Origin of the sequence: Nostoc sp., from assembly GCF_036916985.1 — a bacterium.
In the GTDB taxonomy this organism is placed as follows: Bacteria; Cyanobacteriota; Cyanobacteriia; order Cyanobacteriales; family Nostocaceae; genus Nostoc.
The window spans coordinates 120,099-135,391 of record NZ_JBALFD010000013.1 but is presented as its reverse complement, the minus strand read 5'-3'; the positions used below and the strand labels follow the sequence as shown (position 1 = coordinate 135,391).

Below are 15,293 nucleotides of genomic sequence, written 5' to 3'. Positions count from 1 at the left end.
TAATGTAATATTTTTGACAGATTTAATAAATATCTCAGTATAATCAACTAAAAATAATTAGGTCGATCTTAATTTGCTTTAATTTTTCCGAATTATCTCTCAGAGAAGTTTATTGTTGCATTGGCTAGAGTACATACAGTAATCCTATAACTTCCTTCAGGAGCGCAGTTTATGGCACGACTAAAACGCAGTTCACCGACTCTAGAAAAGGCTCTCCATCGAATTGCAGGAATGCGATCGATTAGCCTGACGCTAGAATTTGGCAACGGATTAAGTTTGACAGACTATGACAGCCGCATCCAAACCTTGCAAACCCAGCTATCTACCTACAACACTTTACTCTCTAGCATAGATGAAATGGCAGGTCGCCTCTCTCTAATTGAAGAAGAATTACGCGGCTACTCTGAAAAGATGTTAATGAGTGTGGCAGCCCATTATGGCAAAGACAGTTTGCAATATATCCAGGCGGGAGGCAAGCCACGCAAGAAATTATCACGCCGTTCGAGCAATACCCAATCCCCATCTGAGAGTACAGCTACAATCTTGAATGGTGCAAACAACAATGGTAAAGAAACCTCTGTTGTTTTACCTTAATCATTCACCACTCCCTATCCTGGCTTATGATCCAAACGGGTGGCTTGCTCTAGGGCGGCTTTTTCTTTGGCTCGGCGGACATAGGGTTGTAATTGGGCGCGATCGCAAGCTGTAAAAATACTCAGGTTTTCCAAGGTAATCCCCCGCATTAACATTTCTACACGCCAGGTTTGTTGTGCTTGTGCTATAGCTGGCGTTTGTCCTTGGGGAGTTAATAGCCCTTCACTCCATACTTGCCAACGTGTCTCAATATCTGATTCTGAGATGGGTATGCCTGTTTCATTCAGAAACATGGCTGTTTGAGAATCTTTACGACTTTTCAGCCATTTGATTAAGGGATTATTGGTAAAAGAACCGTAGCGTTTGCCCAAAATCCACTGATTTACAGGTACTTGGCGGACAAATCCGGGGATTGTAATTTGCAAGAAGTGCCCTTGAGTATCGTAGATTTGGTGCGATCGCTCCAAGCTAGTTATTTCTGTAGTGGATAATCCAGCCCCAAATAATACGTAAGCCAAGGCATAATCTCGGATGCCGAATTTCCTAGCTTGTTGCAGAATTTCGTTAACTAAACTAGCTGGTAAATCAGCTACTTCTGTGGTGATGAATCCTCCTTGTAAGCAGTTTGTTGCTGATTCGGCTGTTGATGACATGGCTCCATGTAAAAACAACTCCACCAAATTTTCCAGAAAATCATCCCGATCCTCCCAAAGTTCGTGAAATTCGCTGGTGAACTCAATTACGGCATATCCCAGGATCATCCCATTTAGCAAACTGGCTAATTTTTCTGCGGGTAAATAGGTATTTAGGTGTCCTTGCTGGATTACAGTAGCTAAATACTGAGCTACATAGCGGTTTGCTTCTGTTACTCCCCTGCCTAGTGCGCGGCGATTTTCTGCCGGGAATTGGTCGGCTTCACCTACCACAGACCGGACGAACTCTGGTACTCGTTCTAAGGCATGTAAAGTGTCACTTGCATAATCTTTAAGAGCTTGGTAGACATTGCCGGGAGGCGTTGCCCGCCGTACTAGCGACTCACCTAAATCCTTGAAGGCTGCGGACTCTTCCAGCACAGCCAAAAGCAGCCCGTGCTTATTGCCAAAATTCCTAAATAGAGTCACTTCATTGACTTCGGCTTTTTCAGCAATTTGACGGGTTGTAGTGGCGCTGACTCCATGAGCAGAAAACAACTCAAGTGCAGCTTGAATCAGGCGTTGACGAGTGGAAATGAGTTGAGAAGACATAAAGAAATGCAAGTGGCACTTGCACGGAAATTAGAGTTCTGCTAGCATAACAAATGTAAGTGATACTTGCTTTACTTTACTGTAACTAACTGGTGACAGTGTGGGTAAATCCTTAGTACACCACGGCGTTAATAGACATACCATTCAAAATCTCTGAAAACCTTATGCTCTATTCATTTTGAATTTTGAATTCCGCCTTGCGGTACTAGTGGGATTATGCCCAATAAAAAGTAAATCACTTCATCATCCATTAACAGGAATTTTTATGACCGCAAATTTTGGGGCGATCGCCCCTGAGAGAGGCAACTCACCTCGACTCAGTTGGACAAATGTGGTATTTTTTGCTACATTTCATGCTTTAGCACTTCTCGCTCCTTGGTTTTTTTCCTGGTCAGCATTAGCTTTGCTAGTGTTTCTGCACTGGTTATTCGGGAGTATTGGTATTTGCCTGGGATATCACCGATTACTGAGCCATAAAAGTTTCCAAGTTCCTAAGTGGTTAGAGTATGCGATCGCCCTCATTGGAGCGCTGGCTTTGCAAGGCGGGCCAATTTTTTGGGTAGGTGGACACCGCCAGCATCACGCCCACACAGAAGACATCAATTTAGATCCCTATTCTGCCCAAAGAGGATTTTGGTGGAGTCATATACTATGGATTTTCTACCCACGTCCAGAATTTTTTGACTATGAAACCTATAAAAAATATGCCCCAGACTTAGCAAGACAACCTTTTTATTGCTGGCTGGATCGCTACTTCTTACTGTTGCAAATACCCTTCGGGCTGCTGCTTTATGCCTTGGGAGGATGGTCTTTTGTGTTCTATGGAGTATTTCTCAGATGTGTCTTGCTTTGGCACTCAACCTGGTTTGTGAACTCAGCATCACACCTGTGGGGTTATCGCACCTTTGATGCTAATGATGGCGCTCGTAATCTTTGGTGGGTATCCCTCGTCACTTATGGAGAAGGATGGCACAACAACCATCATACCTATCCCCACATGGCGAAATCTGGGTTATCTTGGTGGGAAATTGATGTTACTTGGTGGAGCATCCTAGCCTTGCAAACTTTGGGTTTAGCCAAAAAAGTTGTCTCGCGTCCTCCTCAAGGTGCAACTCACGGCTAAATTACAACTAAATTATCAGGAATTTGTTAAGCCGATTGCTTCCCGCTGTCGGCTTAATATTTTTGGGACTTCCAAATAAAAAAATATTCAATTAACGTGAGTTCGACTGGTTATATCATGTCCACCCAAAAGACCTCTCCTTGGTTTTACTACGCAAAATCTGTCCCTCTCAGACTCGGAGAGGGACAGACTTGAACTTTAGTTCAAGGCAGGGAGAGGTCTGTCGAACTCACGTTCAATTAACTCTTGTGGGGTAGGCATCTTGCCCGCCATATAAACTGGGCGCTCATGTTGCCCCCCCACAATATTGGATAATTTATTTCTTGGAGTTCCCTAACTTGTTACTTAGTTCAAGAAATTTGGACTACCACTACCACCATTCCTACCAATAGCAGGAATTTCCAGTAGACTATCTGTAGCTTTGCCAGTACCGTCATTGGTAACAGATGTAGAATTACCTGGATGTCCATTGGGGACAAACAGTTGCGGGTGGTCAAAAGGCGCTTTATCATACCGAACTCGCTCATCAGTCAGTCCTTTTAAAAAGGCGACCAATTGCTGTTTTTCTTCCGGTGAAAGGTTCAGCGGAGGAAGAACGCCAAAATCACCACCCCGATTATAAAAATCAACTACTTGTTCTAAGGTTGCCTGACCTCCATTGTGGAAGTAGGGAGCGGTGAGTTCCACATTGCGAAGTCCAGGTGCTTTGAAGGCTCCGTTTGCAAACGCAGTTTCACTAGAATTCAATGGTGGAGTGAGAATGGGAGGGTTTTCGCCGAGGAGAAGCTGAAATTTGCCCAATAGAGCCAATCGTGCCTCTGAAAGCGGATTACCTTGACCGTTACCAAACAAACCGTCATTACCACCCAAAGCGGGGTCTTCTGTTGCAGGTCTAACGCCGATATTGAAGAAGCCATTGTCTTCAGGGGATCTTGCTCCGAACGGCGCACGTTTGATTCGTCCGTCTTTAGCCACGCTGCTTACTGAAGCAGCTGTTAATTCCGATCCAATGTGACAACCAATACACAGACCTTTCCCCTCAAATATTTGTTTTCCTTTTTGCTGCTGCGGGGTTAGGGCAGTAGTGTTTCCTTCCAAGAAGCGATCGAAGGGCGTATCATTGGCGATGAGTGTAGACTCGTACAATTGAATTGCCAGCCCAAAGAATAGCGAGAAGTTGTACTCCGTCAATGTATACTCATTAGTCTCCAAGGAGCGATCAGGCTTTTTGACAATATTTCGTTGACCTTGAGCATCAACTTGGATAAGTCGATTAGACTTCCACCACTCTGGCTTGAAGGCATCTTGAATCATCTGCTCATAAGTTCTATCTTTGAGTCCGGGTTTGGGCCACCTACTATCTCGACCTAAAACGCTGTCTTGTGGATGCACTATCTGCTTACCTAAAGGTCTGAGAGCAAATAACTTTTTCCCAAGTTTTCGGGGGAGCTTTTTGCCATTACTAATTCGTCCGAACTTATCACCAATTTCTTGAAAAGTACGACCATTGGCGGACAACTCGGTAGAACTGAGTGGTGGGCCGAGCGCCTGAGAAGCCAAAGATGAGTTATTCAGGCTGATTTTGACAAATTTAGGCTGATTTGGGTTCTCGGCTTTGACAACAGAGGCATTAGGATCTCTTAAACCGAAGGGATTCACCCCATTAAAGATGTTTTGTGCCCTTCCGTCCCAGAAGTTGCGGAAGTTGAATGCTGCATTAATTACAGTTGGCGTGTTACGCCCTTGGACGTGGCGCACATTTATACCACCCACATTAAACACCGGATCTGGCTCGTTTGTTACTTGGTCTTGTGCATTACCAGGTATGACATCAACAAACTTTGTATTGAAGGCTCCCTGAGAGGAACTGACATCGTTTTTGTCAGATACAAGAGTCGTAGGATCATTTGGGTTTGACAGCTTGTGGAATGGGAAATCTTCTGGCTTTAGCTGGTAGTTTGGTAGTCCACCTACATTAAAAATTGTATCTGGATTCGCTGTCCCATCGGTGTTAATTCGCAAAAGCCCAGGATTGATCTGATTTTTGGATCTATTGTCGGCCCCAGCATGGAAGTGACAACTAGCACAGGAAGTTTCTCCATCGCTCCCAACCTGCATATCCCAGAAAAGAGCTTTTCCTAACTTGATAGCGGCTACTTTGTCTTTTACGAAGTCTCCAAGATTGTCAGGCTGTGGAACCGATATGCTTTTTAGCGAGGCTAGAGGCGATGGCGTAACTTGAGCTGATACAGTATTTCCAGCTATTACTGCTGCCATAATCAGGACAGCAATTGTTATAGTCTTTAAAAGTCTTGATCTCAGGTACTTAAGCTTGCTATATCTAAATCTCCACTCTTGCCGCTTTATTTTTGTAATTAAAGATTTGAGCAAAAATTGACTTCTTCCAGTCAATAGCAAGTAAATTGATAAGCTAGCAATGAAAATTACCAAGCTAATTATGGGTATAATCCCCATAGTTTTTTGTAAAAAATAACATCGAAATAGAGTATACATTTACGATTGGGCTTGAAATTTAATATTCATGTAAAATAATTACGTAATTTACAAATTTTATGTAAACAGAAAATACTTATTTCAGCTAAAAATAATTTGAGTAGAGTAGATAAACTCTATATTTATGATTGAATTTGCATATTATTGGGCAGGCGAGACGCTCACCATACAAGCAATGTACAATTTCAGATTATGTAAACTAGATTTGGTTTAACTTATTAAGATACTTTATCAATAAGAGCTTAAAATCTTTAGATATGCAAATTAGATATGTTTCAGCTTACGATCAGCCCTACTTTGAGTAGAATATCTGAATGTCACTACATCAAAATTCTGGTCGGTGGCGTTTAGGGCTAACGTTATCGCTATTGACGGTCTTATTATGGGGAATTTTACCTATTGCTCTGACGGTAACTCTACAAGTACTTGATGTCTATACCGTTATTTGGTTTCGCTTTTTGATATCATTTTTTCTGCTTGCCATGTATTTAGGAATACGCGGTAAATTACCAAAGTTAGAACAATTACGTTCTGCTTCTGGGAAATTATTAGCGATCGCAACACTTTTCTTAGGGATTAATTACTTTTTGTTCATGCAGGGTTTAGCGCTAACATCACCTGCTAATGCTGAAGTTCTTATTCAATTATCTAGCCTTCTCTTAGGTTTTGGAGGATTAGTTATTTTTAAAGAACGTTACCGACTATATCAATGGATTGGTGTAAGTGTAATGATTTGCGGTTATCTTTTATTTTTTCGAGAACAACTCACAAATTTAATTACAGCGCATGGCACATATATACTCGGTAGTTTCTTGATTGCACTAGGATCGGCAGCATGGGCTATTTATGCTTTGGCACAAAAGCAATTATTACAATCTTTATCTTCTCCTAGCATTATGCTGATTATTTACGGAGGCTGTGCTTTATTATTCACTCCTCTAGCCAGAGTAAAATCACTTTTTATACTTGATGGGTTTCATTTAGGAATGTTGTTTTTTTGTGCTTTGAATACTTTAATCGCTTATGGTGCTTTTGCCGAATCATTAGAACATTGGGAAGCATCACGAGTAAGTGCAGTAATCGCTCTAGCTCCCATTGTGACATTAATATCAGTTGTAGTTGTATCAGTTATTGCACCTTCTTTAACACCACCAGAACATTTCACTTTCATCGCAATATTAGGAGCAGGTTTAGTAGTTACAGGTTCAGTAGCGATCGCCTTGGGAAAAGCTGATAAATTGCCATGATTTTCGGGATTTTTACTGGGTTTTTTAGCTAGTGAATTCGTGCTTTATTCAAAGTTACAACATAAATACTGAGGCAGAGTATTTTTTATTTGTTATGATTTAATAGTGAAGGCAAGCTACTGAAGTCAGACGGATACTTTACGCATCTGCGTGACTTGGTAGTTTTTAATTGTTGACTTGATAGCCGAAAAATCCTTGAAAAAGCATTCAAAAATCAGAATTCAGGAGTCAGCATAAATTACTAGGTAATTGGGAATCACTACTTTTTTTGACTACTAAATCTAAGATTTAGTGGGGATTTTAAACCCATTTATACCCATTATTTTCAGCAAGCTACATTCGCAAGTCATACATAATTCATCCTGAATTATAACTCCTGACTCCTAAATTCTGTTTTGATAAAATTGAGGCTAATAACTTTCAGTAAACTAAGCAGGGCGCCCGAATAACTACCAAAGCCAACACCCGATCAAACCAGACCACTGAAACAGTTGAGCGATGAATAGTTTGTTTGGTAATTGGGCCAGCACCCTCAGAAAAAATTCTTTATTGCTGGTTCTTTCAATGGTGCTGCCAACGTTTGGAGTTAGTAATTCTGTCTTGGCAGCAGAGCGGATTTATGCATCTTATTCAGCTTTAGAGCTTTCCATTTCAGTCTCCACTTTAGAGAAATACGCCAAAACAGGTGTCATTAACGAAGACTTGGCAGCCTATCAGCAATATCTGCCTCTAGAACAGCTTCAAGAATTGCGGCGGATTTTGCTTAATCGTGTAAAAGTTACTCCGGTAGTAGTTTCGCAACTTCTCTACACACCGCAAGGAGAATTTTTGCTGCATCGGTTGGCGCAAGTGATTATAAATAAATCTTCTCAGCCAAAAACAGAATTTAGTGCTTTGCGTTCGGCGCTAATTTTAGCTTCTGGTGAATCGGGAGGGTTGACACTTTTGAATGTGTTACGGAAATATCCCAGCAGCAGCATTCGCCTTGATGTCGCCGAGACTTTGGAAATATCTGCGGAATTGGAGAAACTTGTTAACCAAACCCATCGGGCGATCGCAGCAGTTTCCCAAAAGTCTAAAATAGAAGCTGCTACTATTTCTCCATCAAATTTCTCGCAATTACCCGATTTACAGGTTCCGGGAAAGTTGAAGTCGCAAAAATACATCCTGAAGTTTTTCGACTCAAGGCGCAATCGGCTTCTATTGACTGATGTTTACATTCCCAATGTCCAGAACGCTGCACCAGTAATTGTCATTTCTCACGGTTTGGGTTTAGATAGCAGCAACTTTCAATATTTAGCCACTCATCTAGCTTCCTACGGATTTGCCGTCGTCGTTCCCAATCATCCTGGTAGTGATGCTAAACAATTACGTTCTCTGTTAAATGGACACGCCATTGAAGTAGCAGAACCAGGAGAATTTCAAGACCGACCAATGGACATAACATATATCTTGAATCAATTGGAAAAAGGTAATCAATCTGATTCACGGTTTAAAGGTCGCTTAAATCTGCAACAAGTCGGAGTATTTGGTCAATCTTTGGGAGGCTATACAGCCTTAGCCTTAGCAGGCGCTAAAATCAACTTTGAGCAGCTAAAACAAGACTGTCAACCAGCAGCACTACAAAATACCTGGAATATGTCTTTACTGCTCCAGTGTCGCGCTTTGGAATTGAGTAGGAAGTCTGACAAGGATTATAACTTGCGGGATGAGAGAGTGAAAGCTGCGATCGCAGTTAATCCCGTTACTAGTTCAATTTTCGGTAAAGCTGGCTTAAGTCAAATCAAAACTCCAGTAATGATTGTCGGCAGTAGTGATGATACAGTTGCACCAGCTTTATCTGAGCAAATTTTACCTTTCTCCTGGTTGACAAATTCACAAAAGTATCTTGTCATGCTTGTAGGTGGCACTCACTTTTCTACCATTGGTAATGGTAATCCTACAAATCAACAAGTAGCATTACCTGCCGATATGATTGGTGATGCTTCTCAAGCGCGTCGTTATATGAATGTTTTGAGTTTACCTTTCTTTCAAACATACATTGTCGGAAAGTCACAATACACGCCCTACCTAAATGCAGGCTACGCTCAAAGCATTTCTAGTAAGTCCCTTGGCTTAAGTCTTGTCAAGTCATTGAATACAACCGAATTAGCTCAATTGCTGGATATTAAAGGAGCCAAAATCGCAAAAAAAAACTCCCCAACACCATAGTCAGCTTCGGATTTTGGATGTTGGATATTGGCGTTGCATTGCTGCATGTGATGATTTTTATTTGACTTGAACATAAAAAAGGGCGAGTCAAACACCCACCCCGAAGCATATAGCGGTTCTCAGTTGCATAGAATACAGACCTAACCCCCAGCCCCTTCCCTTCTAGCGTTGGGAAGTAAAATTCAAAGCCTCTCGCCTTTTAGGAGAGAGGTTTGGAGAGAGGTCAAAGTGTATTGCATCCGAACGAGAAGCGCTATAAATTAGTGTAGTCCTCACAACACCTTACACTGTCCATGATGCCGTAACAAATGGTCACATAATACCAGGGCTACCATCGCCTCAACCATTGGAACTGCACGCGGTAACACACAAGGATCGTGCCGTCCTTTTGCCGCTAATAGGGTTTCTTCACCTTCACGAGTTACTGTTTTTTGCTCTTTTCTAATTGTCGCCGTTGGCTTAAATGCAACTCGTAAAATGATATTTTCCCCATTGGAAATTCCCCCTTGAATACCACCAGAACGGTTAGTTACAGTGCGAATTTCACCATTTTCATCAATATAATATTCGTCGTTATGCTCAATTCCGGTTAACAGCGTCCCCCCAAAACCGGAACCAATTTCAAAGCCTTTGCTAGCAGGGAGAGACATAACACCCTTAGCGATATCAGCTTCTAATTTATCAAATACTGGTTCGCCCAAACCTTTCGGTACATTACGCGCCACACATTCTACGACACCGCCGATAGAATCACCCTGTCTACCAACTTGCTCGATTAATTCAATCATGCGATCGCTACATTCAGCATCAGGACAACGGACGATGTTGCTTTCAACCTGTTCTAAGGTAACGGTGTTGGGATCAACTACACCTTCCAAGTCTTTGATGCGCTTGACGTAAGCGATAACTTCGACATTGGCAACTTGACGAAGAATTTTTTTAGCGATTGCACCTGCTGCTACTCTGCCAATTGTCTCACGTGCTGACGATCTCCCCCCACCTTGCCAATTGCGAATGCCATATTTTGCATCATAAGTTGCATCCGCATGAGAAGGGCGATACTTCTCGGCCATCTCGTCGTAGTCTTGCGAACGAGCATCTTTGTTCCGTACCAAAATTGCTATGGGCGTTCCTAGTGTTTTGCCTTCAAATACCCCTGATAAAATCTCACAAGTATCGGCTTCTTTGCGAGGGGTCGTAATTTTACTTTGTCCCGGACGCCTTCTATCTAGTTCTACTTGAATTTCTGCTGCTGAAATTTCTAGTTGTGGAGGACAACCATCAATCACAACCCCCACACCGCCGCCGTGAGATTCACCAAAAGTAGTGATGCGAAATAGATGACCAAAAGTGTTGCCCATGATCTGAAAGAAAAAGGATTAGGCTTATGTATTTTACCTAGAGTTTGTGCAAAAGTTAATTTTTGTGATTTAAACCTCGTCCATTTTGAAACCTGGAGTTTTGAATTATTCTATTGTGTCTCTTCTCTCAGTGCCCTCTGCGTCTCTGTGGTTAGTTAAAAAAATTGACTTTGACAAAGGGTTTTAGTCTTAACTGAACCGTATTGTTCCATACCCAGGTTAGCGCAGTTGATCACATCTGCCCAAGTTGCAATCACACAACCTTCAGAGGGGAGCATCTCAAATGTGTAAAAACATATTTTGTCATTGCGTTCGCCCTTGGCGTTCCCGTAGGGTACGTAATGAAATGGAGCGTTCGTGTAGCGTCTCATAGAGAAGAGACGCTACACGAACGCTTCATTCGCAATGACAATCTGTTATCTTAGTCAATTTGCAAAATTGGGATGCTTCCCCTTCAGAGTCAATGTATGAAATTACTTCTTTACTAAAAAATACGCCGTCGCATAGTCTGGCAATTGTGTGATATTCTGCCCAAATTCTTTTTTATTCTGAAAAATACCTGCCAAAAAATCTAGTTGATAAAGATTGGGTAAAAAGGCTCCCCCTGTATCGGCGATGACTCCCATTTGCAGATGTTTACGACCACCTTGAGTATGCTCAATCACAACCACTTTACCTAAACCAATATTCAAAACATCTCCAGCAAAAGTGACTCCAGGTTTTATAGAAATTTTTGCATCTATTTTGTATCCATAGCCTTTAATAGCATCAACTTCCCTAAAATACCAATAACGCTTTTGTGCTGTTGCCTTTACACCGCGAATATAAGACATTCCATTATTTCTATCTACATTAAAAAAAGCCTTATAACCATCTGTAAAATTAATCAGAATTGTTCCTTCCATAATTGCTTCTTCTAAGCCATTTCTGGTTAGGTAAGCAAGAGTTGTAACTTTGCCAAATTCTCTACCACCTGGTTCATAAATCCCAGATAAAACATCCTGTTTTGTGTATCTAGTGTAGAACTTATCGTTATTAGAGTTTTCTTTTAAGCTATAAATTGGTGTATTAAAAGTAGAGGTTTTCTTGCGAGAACCAGGGTGAGTAAAGACAGCATATTTGGTAATTCGTAATTGTTTTTGCTGTTTATTATTTGGGTTATAGGCAGACCATTTAATGACTCGAAAATTGGTATTGATAAATTTAGAGTCTTGTAAACGAGTAGCTCGATTATTAGCAATATCCTCTTTTAATACAGCAATCATGAAATCCAAAGTTTTAGGGACATCTTGCACAGTAACTCCTTGAGTGGCAAGTATTCCTGTACGTAAAATATCTGGGTCTTCTGAAGCATAGTCTTGAAAATATTTTCTAGTATTAACGAGAACGGTTAATAAATCTCCTTGATTGAAGTTAACTTTACTACTTGGTAGTTTTCCCGGAGTAACAACCTGGCTGCCATTAATGCTAAATTTATATTTTTTAAATTCATCTATAACTCGATAGGTTGAAGATGCTGCTAATATATTTTTTCGATATGAAAAAAAGTTTTGCTTCCCTATAGTTTCATCAGATATTTGTTGAGTGAAAAAAGGATTTTGAAGATTTGAGGTAAGTGGATCGGCAACTTGGTTGGAAGTGAGAGAAATCTGTGATTGAAATGGAGCAAAATTATCTTTTGTAAAAGACTGATCTGGTTCAGCTATCTGTTGAGTTTTTGACTGATTATATAGATAGCTACTGGCTAAACTAACAACTAGTAAACCAGCAAAACCGACTGTGAGGCAGAATTTTTGCTTAAATAAGATATTCATAAATTGGAAAATAAATTCCTACTTCAATATGTGAATTTTGAATTGTTTAAGTTTCTACTACCTCGCGCACTAACTGCGCCAACTTTTCGGCACTATCAGGAACAGCGATCGCATGAGCTTTTTCACCCATCTTTGCTAACTCTTGCGGTGACTGCAATAAGTTCAACACAATACTTTGCAATGCTTCTGCCGTCAACTCTGATTGCTTCAACGTTAACGCCGCCCCCGCTTTGGTAAATACCTCTGCATTGTAAGATTGATGATCTTCGGCGGCAAAGGGGTAAGGAATCAAAATCGCTGGCGTTCCACACACTGCCAATTCTGTCAAGCTACCTGCGCCAGAACGACTAATAGCAAGAGTTGCTCTTTGCAACAAGGCTGCCATATTGTTGTAAAAAGGTAAGGCTATGTATTGTGGATGTTTGAGACTATCTGCTTCTAGATCGCGATCGCCAGTTAAATGTACTACATAAATACCAGCATCAAACCAAGCTTTTGCAGATTCGCGCACCAATTTATTCACGGCAACAGCACCCTGGCTACCACCAAAGACGACAATTAAAGGAACACCATCAGGAATTGCTAAATCCAGTGGTACATCAATCGCCCCATCCAGAAATTGCGCTCTTACAGGAGTACCAACATAGACATTTTTGGCACGGGGTAAATACTTAGCAGCAACTTCAAATCCCAAAGCTACCGCACTACACCAAGGGCCAAAAAAGCGAGTTACTTTACCTGGTAAGGCGTTAGATTCGTGGAAAACCACGGGTAAACCAAGAGAACGCGCTGCAATGACGGCTGGCCCGGCAATGTAACCACCTGTGGTAAATACCCCTTGAAAATTTCCCTGTTTGAGAATTCGTCTGACTTCTAGAATTGAAAGGGCGAGTTTACCGAAAATGCGAATCGAGGAGAGTCCAAACCCTTGCTGAAACCCTTCAACTGCAATAGTATTCAAGGGATACTGTTTGGGGACAAGTTGAGTTTCTAGCCGATCGGGTACTCCCAGCCATTCTATTTGATAATCTGGAAGTTTTTCTGCCAGTGCGATCGCTGGAAACAAATGTCCACCAGTCCCACTGGCAGCTATTAATAATCGTATCGGTGCGTTTGCCATCAAACCTCTACCGTTTAGCGTCTAGCTTAACTAAGATAAAACAATTTGCTTACTTTCTCTAATCAAATCAGTAAATTCTTACCAATGACTAACATTTTTACCGCCTTAGTGAGACGCCAACTGAAATTTCCAGCAAATATCTGGCTGGTTTCCTGCCTACTGACTATTGGTTTAACAAGTGGTTGGCAACGCACTCTGGCGACGACACCACAGCAATTAGCCCAAGCGGGTACAGCCCAAAATGCACCAGCCGATCTGAAAAACCTATTGACACAAGTTGATGCAGCTGCCAGTCGGGCCGACGTGAAAGGGGTGTTGCAATTTTACAGCCCCAATTTCACTCATGGGGATGGATTAAACTTCCAAACCCTAGAAAAATCTTTAACTTCACTTTGGCAACGATACCCGAAATTGCAATACACAACAAAATTGCTATCTTCAAAACCTGAAGGCAATGGGATTATTGCCGAAACAGAAACGAAGATAACTGGCTTACCCTCTGGTAGCAATAATAAATTGTCTCTCAATGCCACAATTAAATCACGTCAGCGCATTGAAGGCGGAAAAATAGTTCGCCAAGACGTTTTGTCAGAACGCACCCTACTTACCTCTGGTAGCAAGCCACCCCAAATTGATATTAAGTTACCACAGCAGGTGGTGGTTGGTCAGAAGTATAATTTTGATGCGATCGTCCAAGAACCACTTGGCGATGATTTTCTACTAGGAACGGCGCTAGAAGAAGCCATCCAACCAGAGAAATTTCTCAACCCCACACCTGTGGATTTGCAATTACTGACATCTGGCGGACTGTTTAAAGTTGGACAAGCACCATCTACGCCTGGTAGCCAATGGGTTTCTGCTGTTATTCTGCGGGGTAATGGGATGACGATGGTAACTCAGCGTCTACAAGTGGTGAAAAAGTAGTTAGGAGTTAGGAGTTTGGAGTTTGGAGTTTGGAGTTTGGAGTTTGGAGTTTGGAGTTATAGACCGACTGATGATAAATTATGAACCATGAAACTTGTACTAATTCATAATTTATAACTGTTAACTCCTCACTCCTAACTATCCTAATGACTTCTCTACAAAATCAAACCATTTTGATCACTGGTGCAAGTAGTGGTATCGGTACTGCTTGCGCCAGAATCTTCGCTGGTGCGGGTGCAAAACTTATCTTGGCGGCACGACGGTTAGAACGTTTACAGCAGCTAGCAGATACTCTTAATAAAGATTTTAGTACTGAAATTCATCTATTACAGCTAGATGTGCGCGATCGCAGCGCTGTTGAATCTGCTATTGCTACTCTACCCCCCGCCTGGGCTGACATCGACATTCTCATTAATAATGCTGGTCTAAGTCGCGGTTTAGACAAGTTGCACGAAGCCAGTTTTCAAGACTGGGAAGACATGATTGATACTAACGTTAAGGGTTTACTTTACGTCTCCCGCTATGTTGTTCCAGGAATGGTGAGTCGCGATCGCGGTCATGTGGTAAATTTAGGTTCCATTGCCGGACATCAAACCTATCCCGGTGGCAATGTCTACTGTGCTACTAAAGCTGCTGTCAGAGCAATTTCTGAAGGTTTAAAACAAGACCTGTTGGGAACGCGGGTACGTGTAACTTCCGTTGATCCTGGTATGGTAGAAACGGAATTTAGCGAGGTACGCTTTCACGGAAATACTGAACGCGCCAACAAAGTCTATGAGGGAGTTACACCCCTAACAGCAGATGACATCGCTGATGTGATATTTTTCTGTGTGACGCGATCGCCCCATGTCAATATCAATGAAGTTGTACTGATGCCTGTTGACCAAGCTAGCGCTACCCTAGTTAACCGCCGAACATCAAAATAACCCATCTCCATTTAACGTTAAAAGGGCGGTTAGAAACCGCGTCTACACAGACGAAACCCGCCTGCGCGGGTTAAAAACATTAATTTTCTCTTAGTCCGCGGAGGCGGACGAGAGTTTGTATAGCCGCGAATTCTATTCGCCAGGTCTTAAGTTGACACCTATGCACAGATGTGCGCTTACGACAGATGTAGCTCAAATACATGAAAACTGATGTA

The 15,293-nt window shown here is 41.8% G+C and carries 11 protein-coding genes; 6 read left to right on the top strand and 5 right to left on the bottom strand.

What is annotated here, in order from left to right; all coding sequences use genetic code 11:
- Positions 1–171 precede the first annotated feature (171 nt).
- Positions 172–594 carry a hypothetical protein gene (locus V7L07_RS03535; protein ID WP_335055112.1) on the top strand — a complete coding sequence of 141 codons (423 nt, stop codon included), beginning with the start codon at positions 172–174 and terminating at the stop codon, positions 592–594.
- A 14-nt stretch (positions 595–608) separates the two neighbouring features.
- Here the strand turns inward: V7L07_RS03535 and V7L07_RS03530 are convergent, their stop codons facing one another.
- The gene (locus V7L07_RS03530; RefSeq protein WP_335055110.1) at positions 609–1,838 is read right to left on the bottom strand and encodes a TetR family transcriptional regulator; all 1,230 of its coding nucleotides are present in this window, start codon (positions 1,836–1,838) and stop codon (positions 609–611) included.
- A gap of 265 nt (positions 1,839–2,103) precedes the next feature.
- On the opposite strand from V7L07_RS03530, the gene V7L07_RS03525 reads away from it, so the two are divergent.
- Positions 2,104–2,961 (top strand): acyl-CoA desaturase, encoded by an 858-nt coding sequence (locus tag V7L07_RS03525; protein WP_335055108.1) that lies wholly within the window; start codon positions 2,104–2,106, stop codon positions 2,959–2,961.
- A gap of 345 nt (positions 2,962–3,306) precedes the next feature.
- Here V7L07_RS03525 and V7L07_RS03520 read toward each other — a convergent pair whose 3' ends face one another.
- Positions 3,307–5,436 (bottom strand): cytochrome-c peroxidase, encoded by a 2,130-nt coding sequence (locus V7L07_RS03520; protein ID WP_442936001.1) that lies wholly within the window; start codon positions 5,434–5,436, stop codon positions 3,307–3,309.
- A gap of 353 nt (positions 5,437–5,789) precedes the next feature.
- Between V7L07_RS03520 and V7L07_RS03515 the strand changes: the two genes are divergently transcribed.
- Both V7L07_RS03515 and V7L07_RS03510 read left to right on the top strand, forming a co-directional pair.
- Entirely contained in the window at positions 5,790–6,722 is a 933-nt protein-coding gene (locus V7L07_RS03515) for a DMT family transporter (protein WP_335055104.1), read from the top strand.
- 498 nt (positions 6,723–7,220) lie between these two features.
- Entirely contained in the window at positions 7,221–8,933 is a 1,713-nt protein-coding gene (locus V7L07_RS03510; RefSeq protein ID WP_335055102.1) for an alpha/beta hydrolase, read from the top strand.
- Positions 8,934–9,205: 272 nt separating this feature from the next.
- On the opposite strand, the gene aroC is transcribed toward V7L07_RS03510, so the two are convergent.
- The 3 genes from aroC to murG all read right to left on the bottom strand — a co-directional run bounded on the left by aroC (position 9,206) and on the right by murG (position 13,228).
- Entirely contained in the window at positions 9,206–10,294 is a 1,089-nt protein-coding gene (gene aroC, locus V7L07_RS03505) for a chorismate synthase (protein WP_334980128.1), read from the bottom strand.
- 473 nt (positions 10,295–10,767) lie between these two features.
- Positions 10,768–12,108, bottom strand: coding sequence for a hypothetical protein (locus tag V7L07_RS03500; RefSeq protein ID WP_335055100.1), 1,341 nt, complete (start codon positions 12,106–12,108; stop codon positions 10,768–10,770).
- 46 nt (positions 12,109–12,154) lie between these two features.
- Positions 12,155–13,228 carry an undecaprenyldiphospho-muramoylpentapeptide beta-N-acetylglucosaminyltransferase gene (murG, locus tag V7L07_RS03495; RefSeq protein WP_335055098.1) on the bottom strand — a complete coding sequence of 358 codons (1,074 nt, stop codon included), beginning with the start codon at positions 13,226–13,228 and terminating at the stop codon, positions 12,155–12,157.
- An 84-nt stretch (positions 13,229–13,312) separates the two neighbouring features.
- Between murG and V7L07_RS03490 the strand changes: the two genes are divergently transcribed.
- Complete coding sequence (locus tag V7L07_RS03490) at positions 13,313–14,152, top strand: nuclear transport factor 2 family protein (protein WP_335055096.1); 840 nt, start codon at positions 13,313–13,315, stop codon at positions 14,150–14,152.
- Between the two features lie 146 nt (positions 14,153–14,298).
- Positions 14,299–15,078, top strand: a complete 780-nt coding sequence (locus V7L07_RS03485) for an SDR family oxidoreductase (RefSeq protein ID WP_335055094.1) — start codon at positions 14,299–14,301, stop codon at positions 15,076–15,078.
- Positions 15,079–15,293 lie beyond the last annotated feature (215 nt).

Coding starts and splice junctions, on each gene's coding strand:
- V7L07_RS03535 (WP_335055112.1), top strand. CDS start 172: ATGGCACGACTAAAACGCAGTTCACCGACTCTAGAAAAGGCTCTCCAT.
- V7L07_RS03530 (WP_335055110.1), bottom strand. CDS start 1,838: ATGTCTTCTCAACTCATTTCCACTCGTCAACGCCTGATTCAAGCTGCA.
- V7L07_RS03525 (WP_335055108.1), top strand. CDS start 2,104: ATGACCGCAAATTTTGGGGCGATCGCCCCTGAGAGAGGCAACTCACCT.
- V7L07_RS03520 (WP_442936001.1), bottom strand. CDS start 5,436: ATGGGGATTATACCCATAATTAGCTTGGTAATTTTCATTGCTAGCTTA.
- V7L07_RS03515 (WP_335055104.1), top strand. CDS start 5,790: ATGTCACTACATCAAAATTCTGGTCGGTGGCGTTTAGGGCTAACGTTA.
- V7L07_RS03510 (WP_335055102.1), top strand. CDS start 7,221: ATGAATAGTTTGTTTGGTAATTGGGCCAGCACCCTCAGAAAAAATTCT.
- aroC (WP_334980128.1), bottom strand. CDS start 10,294: ATGGGCAACACTTTTGGTCATCTATTTCGCATCACTACTTTTGGTGAA.
- V7L07_RS03500 (WP_335055100.1), bottom strand. CDS start 12,108: ATGAATATCTTATTTAAGCAAAAATTCTGCCTCACAGTCGGTTTTGCT.
- murG (WP_335055098.1), bottom strand. CDS start 13,228: ATGGCAAACGCACCGATACGATTATTAATAGCTGCCAGTGGGACTGGT.
- V7L07_RS03490 (WP_335055096.1), top strand. CDS start 13,313: ATGACTAACATTTTTACCGCCTTAGTGAGACGCCAACTGAAATTTCCA.
- V7L07_RS03485 (WP_335055094.1), top strand. CDS start 14,299: ATGACTTCTCTACAAAATCAAACCATTTTGATCACTGGTGCAAGTAGT.